Origin of the sequence: uncultured Azohydromonas sp. (genome assembly GCF_937926365.1) — a bacterium.
Taxonomy (GTDB): domain Bacteria; phylum Pseudomonadota; class Gammaproteobacteria; order Burkholderiales; family Burkholderiaceae_C; genus Azohydromonas.
Genome location: NZ_CALAOH010000022.1, coordinates 1 through 7,680, shown reverse-complemented (window position 1 = coordinate 7,680; position 7,680 = coordinate 1). Strand labels below are relative to the sequence as shown.

7 protein-coding genes and 1 tRNA gene are annotated in these 7,680 nt (G+C 69.7%); 7 read left to right on the top strand and 1 reads right to left on the bottom strand.

What is annotated here, in order from left to right; all coding sequences use genetic code 11:
• Positions 1 to 470: 470 nt before the first annotated feature.
• Complete coding sequence (locus tag Q0741_RS02570) at positions 471 to 2,741, bottom strand: ATP-binding protein (protein WP_298231633.1); 2,271 nt, start codon at positions 2,739 to 2,741, stop codon at positions 471 to 473.
• Positions 2,742 to 2,949: 208 nt separating this feature from the next.
• On the opposite strand from Q0741_RS02570, the gene Q0741_RS02565 reads away from it, so the two are divergent.
• From Q0741_RS02565 to Q0741_RS02535, 7 genes are all read left to right on the top strand, one after another.
• Entirely contained in the window at positions 2,950 to 3,531 is a 582-nt protein-coding gene (locus tag Q0741_RS02565) for a TIGR00730 family Rossman fold protein (RefSeq protein ID WP_298231632.1), read from the top strand.
• 59 nt (positions 3,532 to 3,590) lie between these two features.
• Positions 3,591 to 4,190, top strand: a complete 600-nt coding sequence (locus Q0741_RS02560) for a hypothetical protein (RefSeq protein WP_367184053.1) — start codon at positions 3,591 to 3,593, stop codon at positions 4,188 to 4,190.
• Positions 4,191 to 4,333: 143 nt separating this feature from the next.
• Positions 4,334 to 4,410: transfer RNA gene (locus tag Q0741_RS02555), tRNA-Met, on the top strand.
• Between the two features lie 140 nt (positions 4,411 to 4,550).
• Positions 4,551 to 5,201, top strand: coding sequence for an HAD hydrolase-like protein (locus Q0741_RS02550; protein ID WP_298231631.1), 651 nt, complete (start codon positions 4,551 to 4,553; stop codon positions 5,199 to 5,201).
• A 17-nt stretch (positions 5,202 to 5,218) separates the two neighbouring features.
• On the top strand, positions 5,219 to 5,440 hold the full coding sequence (locus Q0741_RS02545; protein ID WP_298231630.1) for a hypothetical protein: 222 nt from the start codon (positions 5,219 to 5,221) through the stop codon (positions 5,438 to 5,440).
• Between the two features lie 62 nt (positions 5,441 to 5,502).
• Positions 5,503 to 6,096 (top strand): helix-turn-helix domain-containing protein, encoded by a 594-nt coding sequence (locus tag Q0741_RS02540; protein ID WP_298231629.1) that lies wholly within the window; start codon positions 5,503 to 5,505, stop codon positions 6,094 to 6,096.
• Positions 6,097 to 6,207: 111 nt separating this feature from the next.
• Entirely contained in the window at positions 6,208 to 7,506 is a 1,299-nt protein-coding gene (locus tag Q0741_RS02535) for a glycosyltransferase (RefSeq protein ID WP_367184052.1), read from the top strand.
• The last annotated feature ends 174 nt before the right edge of the window (positions 7,507 to 7,680 follow it).

Below are 7,680 nucleotides of genomic sequence, written 5' to 3'. Positions count from 1 at the left end.
TCCGAACGCCCACGCTTATCGGCTGTATGTTTTTAAAGAGCTTCGACCTTTGCTTTACCTCGGCAAAACCGCGCCCCGGTACCCCGCGCCATTCGCTTGCTTCGGCTCGCTGCGTCGTTCAGCGAAGAATTGAATTCTGACATAAGGGAAAACCCCAGTCAAGCGCTTGGGTTTTCCTCACGCCCCTCGCAAACCATCCGACCGGTGTTTTGGACCTTGCGCGCCAAATGCGCACGCCATCTTTCACCGCTCGGCTGCAAACCCGGTCGTCGGCTTTTGCGGCAATCGCCACAAAGTCACGGCTTCCTGATTTGGCACAACCCTGCATCAGCCTCCAAATTAGGAGGCAAACTCAGGGTGTGTCTGCGAGGGGCGCGAGTATACACACAGTTCCCGGCGCCCTGCCAAGCCCTGGTGAAAATTTTTTGGACATGCCGCCGGGCCGGCCCTCCCCTGATGCCGACGTCCGTTCAGGCGCGCGTCGTCTCGGCCACCACCCGGCGCTGCCGACCAGCCTGGACCAGCGCCGCCACCAAGTCCAGCAGTGTCTCGGCGCTCACGGGCTTGGTCAGGTGGCGATCGAAGCCCGCCTCCCGCGCCAAGGCCTGGTCCTGCACACGCCCGTAGCCCGTGATGGCAATCAGGCCCGTGCCCTGCAGCACGGGATCGCGGCGCCATTGCCGCGCCACCTGGTAGCCGTCCAGTCCGGGCATGCCGATGTCGCACAGCGTCACCTCGGGCACGAAGGTCCTGGCGACCTCCAGTCCCTGCAGTCCGTCCGCGGCACTGCGCACCTCGTGGCCCTGGCTGGCCAGGATCTCGCACATGGTTGCGCGCACATCCTCCGCGTCGTCGATCACCAGCACCCGGGCCGCCACGGCGCACCGGGCGGACGGCATGGGTACCGCGGCATCGGCCGGGCCTGTCGTCGCCGCCAGCAGCGGCAGGGTGATGCGGAAGTCGCTGCCCAGCCCCTTGCCATCGCTGTGGGCCGAGATGCGCCCGCCGTGCAGGCTCACCAACGACCGGGCAATGGCCAGCCCCAGGCCCAGCCCGCCCTGCTTGCGCGCCGCAGGTTGCGCGCCTTGGACGAAGGAATCGAACACCTGGGGCAGCAGCGCCGGATCGATGCCGGCGCCGTCATCCGTCACACGCAGTTCCACCTCGCCGGCGGCCACGGACAGCGCGGTCGTGACCATGCCGCCGGCTTGCGTGAACTTGCAGGCGTTCACCAGGAGGTTCGTGATGACCTGCAGCAGCCGCGTGCGGTCGCCGCGGACCATGGCCGGCGCCACCGGCAGCTCCAGCCTGCAGTCGATGCCCTTGCTCTGCAGCGTCGGTCGCACCGTCTCGACCGCCTCGGTGACCAGGGCCGTCATGTCCACGTAGTCCAACGCCAGCGTGATGCGGCCCTCGGCGATGCGCGCCACGTCGAGCAGGTCATCCACCAGCCGCGTCAGGTGCTGCACCTGGCGGCCCAGCACCTGGCGCGCGAGCTCGTGGGTGCGCCGGTCCGGCTGGTCCATCAAGGCCAGCGCCGTGACGATGGGGTGCAGCGGGTTGCGCAGCTCGTGGCCCAGCATGGCGAGGAACTCGTCCTTGGCCCGGCTGGCCTGCTCGGCTTGGCGCCGCGATTCCTCGGCCTGCGCGAACAGCCGTGCGTTGTCCAGCGCCAGCGCCGCGCGGTGGGCAAGCTGCGTCAGCAGGTTCTGGTCCTCATCGTCGAAGCGCCGCCCGGACTCCGCCTGCAGCATGGCGATCGCGCCCAGCGTGCGGCCGCGCGCGACCAACGGCACCATCAATGAGTCGTGCACGCCGACGGCGCGCAGCAGCTCGGCTATCTCGGAGTCGGTGACCAGTTCGATGTGCTCGCGGGTGATGCTGCCGCGATAGGGCTTGGCGTGCCGGATGGTCCAGTCGATCGAGCCCGGCGTGTCCGCGGGCGCGCGCCAGCGCCGCGCCAGGCTTTCCATCCGCGCCGCCAGCTCGGCGTCCCGGTTGCACACCAGCGCCACCGTGGCCTGCCCCTGGGCATCGACCAGATCGATGCGGCACCAGTCCGCCACCTCGGGCACCAGCAGCCGGGCCATGGTCCGCAGCGTGGCATCCGGGTTCAGCGACTGGGACAACTCGCTGCTGGCCGCGGCCAGCAGTTGCAGCCGCCGCTGCGCTGCCTCGGCCGCCAGCCGGGCCTGGCGCTCGGCGGTCAGCAGCCGCATGTTGGCCACCGCGGGCGCGACCAGATCGGCGATGTCCTGGGCCAGTGCAACGTCATCCTCGACATGCCGGCGCCGCGGGCGGCTCATGAACAGCGTCAGCGCCCCCACCAGCTCGCCGTTGAAGCGCAGGGGCACGCTGATCATCGAGCGGAAGCCGAGCTGCCGCATCCCGGCCAGTTGGGCATCGTCGCGGGCAGCGCGCCGGTACCAGGTGTCGTCGATATTGGTGTGGACGGCCGGCTCGCCAGTAGTGAGCGCACACAAGTTCATGCCGTCGTCGCGGTCCTGGCGTACCCAGCGGGTGGGACGCAGCAACGCCTCCGTGGCCGGGTCTTCGTGCGCCCGCGCGGTGCGCACGACCTCGGTCCCCAGGTCCACGTCGAAGAAACCGAAGTCGCCCAGCAGCGGCAGGCAGGACTGCAGCACGCTGGCCGCCAACTGCTCGAAGCCCGCCGAGGAGCACACCAGCGCGGCACTGCGCTGCAGCGCCATCAGGCGCGTCCTGCTCTGAACTCTTGTCATGCGTCTCGCCCCCTGTTCCCGCCCGAAACCTCGCAAGCAACTGCCACGCCCGGGCCATGAACGGCTGAGCATCCAGCGGCACGGTGCAACGGCGCCGACCCTTCCCGGATCCCGGCAAAGATTTCGGCAGCGTCCGCAACCCGGAGCGCGCCCGGCACAAGCCCGACAATCCTTCCATTTCCCGGGACGCCCGAGGGGCGCGAACAGCATGAAAAGCGTGGCAGTGTTCTGTGGATCGAACTTCGGCAACTCGCCGGATTACGCCGAGGGCGCCGTGGCGCTGGGCCGCGAGATCGCGGCACGCGGCCTGGGCCTGGTCTACGGCGGCACCAGCAAGGGACTCATGGGCGTGGTGGCCGATGCGGTACTGGATGCCGGCGGCACGGTCACGGGCGTGATCAACCAGCGGCTGCATGCGCGCGGGCACCTGCACCCGCGGCTGTCGCTGCACGAGGTGGTCGAGACCATGCGCGAGCGCAAGATGCGCATGGCCGCGCTGGCCGACGCCTTCATCGCGCTACCCGGTGGCCTGGGCACGCTGGAAGAGCTGTTCGAGGCCGCGACGCTGACACAGCTGGGCGAGCACACCAAGGCCTGCGGCGCGCTGAACCTGCGCGGCTATTTCACACCGCTGCGCGCCATGCTGAACCACGCCGTCACGGAAGGCTTCATGCGGGCCGAGCACCGCGACATGGTCGTCATCGACGCCGACCCGGCGCGACTGCTGGACGCGCTGGCCGCCTGGCAGGCACCAACCGTGAGCAAGTGGATCGGCCAGCCCGGCTCCTGAAGCCGGGCGCGCCACGGGGCGGATTGACACCGATTCAGTTGCGAAAGCAACATTTGCCCATGCGCCTGCTGATTGCGACCACCACGATGATTACCTCCACGTCCGCCAGGCGCCGCGCCAGTTCGCTGAAGTTGCGTGTGCATCCATGGCTCGTGCCTGAAAAATCCCTGCTGACCGCAGTAAATGGCTCGATGAACGGCGTGATGGTGAACAGCGACGCCGCCGGCGTGACGATGTACTACGGCGCCGGCGCGGGCTCCGAGCAGACCGCCTCGGCGGTGATCGCCGACCTGGTGGACATGGCCCGGCTGGCCGACGCGACGCCCGCGCAGCGCGCGGCGCCGCTGGGCTTCAGGCCCGAGGCCCTGGCCCCGCTGCGGGTGCTGCCCATCGGCGAGGCAGTGACGCACCATGCGCTGCGCATTCCCGTGCACGCCGACGCGGGTGCGCTGGACGAACTGCTGCGGCAGCTCGCCACGCAGGGCATCACGGTGGAGGCGCATCGCGAGCTGGCCACGGCCGACGCGGGCCGCGAGCTGGTGCTGCTCACGCACGAGGCACAGGAGGCGACGCTGCGACAAGCGTTTCCGACGCTGGAGGCACTGGGCTGCGTGCGCGCTCCGCTCAGGCACCTGCGCGTCGAGATGCTGGCCGGTTGAGGCCTCGCGCGGACCGCCGCCGTCGCTCACCGCCAGAGCAATAAGCTGGCAAGACTTCCTACCCCCGGGAGTTCACCTTGGTTCCCTGCTCAACCGCCCAGGCTTGCCATGTCCGCAAGCTGTGGTACACTTCATTCCTCAGTCGCGGGGTGGAGCAGTCTGGTAGCTCGTTGGGCTCATAACCCAAAGGTCGTTGGTTCAAATCCAGCCCCCGCAACCAATTTTTCGAAGGCCGTCCTGCGTGACGGCCTTTTTCGTTCATGCGCCGGCCGCCCCTCGGCCCCCTGCCCTGGTCATTCGCATGGCAGCTGGCTCGTACCGTGAGCCTGTGGGTCACCAGGCGGCGCACCCCTCACCGTGATGGACCCGACCTCGCCGCCGCCCTACCGGCTCGCGCTGTTCGACTTTGACGGCACGCTGGCCGACTCCTTTCCCTTCTTCGTCGAGACGCTGGACGAGCTTGCACGCCGGCACCGCTTCAAGCCAGTGAAGGCCGAGCAGATCTCGCTCATGCGGCGCCAGGACGTGCGCCAGAACATGCGGCTGGTCGGCATGCCGCTGTGGAAGCTGCCACTGGTGGCGGCCAGCTTCATCAGCTTGATGAAGTCCCGTTCCGCCGGCGTGCCGCTGTTCGAGGGCATCGGCGAGACGCTGGCTTTCCTTCGCGGCCAGGGCATGACGCTGGCGCTGCTCACGTCGAACTCGGTAGACAACGCGCTGCGCGCGCTTGGCCCGGCCAACGCCGACCATTTCTCGTACCTGGAAGGCGGCAGCTCGATCCTGGGCAAGCAAGCCCGCATCAGGCGGGTGCTGTCGCGCAGCGGCATCCCGGCCGCGCAGGCGATCTGCATCGGCGACCAGATCTCCGACCTGCGCGCCGCGCATGCCGCGGGCATCGCCTTCGGGGCGGTGGCCTGGGGCTACGGCGAGCTGGAGTCGCTGCGCGAGGCCGGGGCCAATGAAATCTTTCTCGAGGTCGCACAGCTGCGACGCATGGCCACACCAGCCTGAGCCGTAGAGTCGGCGCCATGCACGTCGAGCACCGCCGCGTCGAAAGCCCGCTGGCCGAGGCGGTGGACAGCTTGGTCTTCATCTCCACCCTGGACGACGCCTGGCCGCCGCCAACCCCGCCGCGGAACCACTTTCCGGCCATGGGATGGTGCGTGCTCACGCTTTTCACCGACAGGGCCGTGGCCCTGCCCCATGCCACGCGCGCCGCGCCGGCCGGGCAGGCGCTGCCCGCTGGATAGCCTCCGGTCCGCGCACGCGGCCCGTCACCTCCACCAGCCTGGCACCGCTGCGCTGCCTGGGCGTGGTGTTCTACCCGGATGCCTTTGCCCGCCTTACTGGCGTCGTGCCCGCCAGCCTGCAGGACGAGGAGGCCGATGCCGGCACGCTGCTGCCGGACGAGTGGTCCGAGTGGCCGGCGGCCCTCGGTGCGCTGGCGAAGGACGCGGACGCCCAGCAACGCTGGATCGTTGACTGGCTGACACCGCGCTGGTTGGCGTGCCGCGAGCACTGGGCAGCCGCCACACCACCGAGGCTGGCGGCCCACCTGCGCCGGCCGCTGACACCGCGGGATACGGCCGAGTCCTCCGCCGGCGTGGCGGAGCTGGCCGAGCTGCTGGCGCTGGGCGAACGCCAGCTGCGCCGCCAGATGCAGGCCGCCACCGGGCTGTCGCCGGTGCAGTGGCAGCGCATCCAGCGGGCGAGTGGCGCCTTCATCAAGGCTCGCGACGCGCTGGCGCAAGGCCAGCCGCTACGCCTGGCCGAACTGGCCGCCGAGTTCGGCTACGCGGACCAGGCGCACCTGACCCGCGAGCTGCAGGCACTGTGCGGCCTGCCCGCGGCACGGCTGCTGCAGGCCGCGCAACACGCACCGGACTACTGGCCGTTCCGGCTCTGAGCCGAAAGCGCGCGCAGTCGCCACTGATGGCCGATTTCTTCAAGACCCGCCACGTCCCGGGGCTGCAGACTTCGGGTACTTCCCCACCTCATCGCGAAGTCGCCGCCTGCCATGTCCGCCCTGCGCTTTTCCGTGATCACCTACGGCACCGAAGGCGACACCCGGCCGCTGGTCGGGGTGTGCCACGCGCTGATGCAGCGCGGCCACCAGGTACGGCTCTGGGCCGACCGCTCCACGTTGGGCAGCGCCCATGCGCTGGGCGTGCCGGCATGGGGACTGGCGGGCGACATCCAGGCCAACGTGGCCCCCGGCGGCGCGCTGCACGCGCTGATGAGCCAGCGCGGGGATGACGTGCGCGAGATGCTGCGCGCCGTGGCTCGCATCGCCCAGGACCATTGCGCCGACTGGTTGCGCACGCTGCTGGAGGATGCGCGCGACAGCGACGCCATCCTGTTCTCCGGGCTGGCCAGCTACGTCGGCCTGGCCGTGGGCGAGGCGCTGGGCAAACCAGCCATCGGCCTGGGGCTGTGGCCGATCTCGCCCACGGCCGAGTTCGGCTCGCCGCTGCTGCCCCCGTGGCGCCTGCCCGGCTGGCTCAACCGGTGGAGCCATGAGTTCATCCGTGCCGTGATGTGGCGCATGCTCCGCCCGGCCACCAACGCGGTGCTGGGCGCCCCGCCGCGCCGGGTGGCGTGGAGCGACTACCCGCTGCTCTACGGCGTCTCGCCCCAGTTGGTGCCGCAGCCGCGGGACTGGGCCGAGCACTGGCGCATCTGCGGCGCGTGGCAGGCGCCGGTGGCCCGCGCCCTGGACTGGCAGCCGCCACCCGCGCTGAAGGCTTTTCTTGCCGCCGGCCCGCGGCCGATCTACGTGGGCTTCGGCAGCATGGGTGGTTTCAATCGCGAGCGCCTGGTGCGCATGCTGGTGGAAGGCGTGCGCGGACGGCGCGTGCTGTTCTGGCCGGGCTGGAGCGGCATCGAAGCAGAGGCTTTGCCGGCCAATTTCCATGTGCTGGAGGCGGCGCCGCACGAGGCGCTGTTCCCGCTGGTCTCGGCCGTGGTGCACCACGGTGGCGCCGGCACCACCCACACCGCGGCGCGCGCCGGCGTGCCGTCGGTGGTAGTGCCCTTTGCGGCCAACCAATTCTTCTGGGCCGACCGCCTGGCCCGCGCTGGCGTGGCCGCGCGCGCGGTGTCGCAGAAGCGGCTCGATGCCGCAGCGCTGGCACAGCAGTTGGACTTCGCGGAGTTGCCCACCACGCAGGCGCGTGCTCGGGCGCTGGGAGAGGCGATGGCATCCGAAGACGGCATCGGCCAAGCGGTTGCGACGCTGGAAGCCTGGCTGGTGGCCCCGCACAGGGATGGATCGATGATCCAGGCTGAACGCCATCCCGTGGCCGCGGGCGCCTGAGCTGGTGCCCCAATTTCCGCAAAGGTTTCAGCGTGGATTCCGGTTTTCGCCGGGATGACGGCAGTTTTTCCGAGGCCCGCGCGGATTTCAGGCCCACAAAGCAAAACGCCCCGACCAGAGGATGGTCGGGGCGTTTGGCGGGGATATTAGCCTGACGATGTCCTACTTTCACAC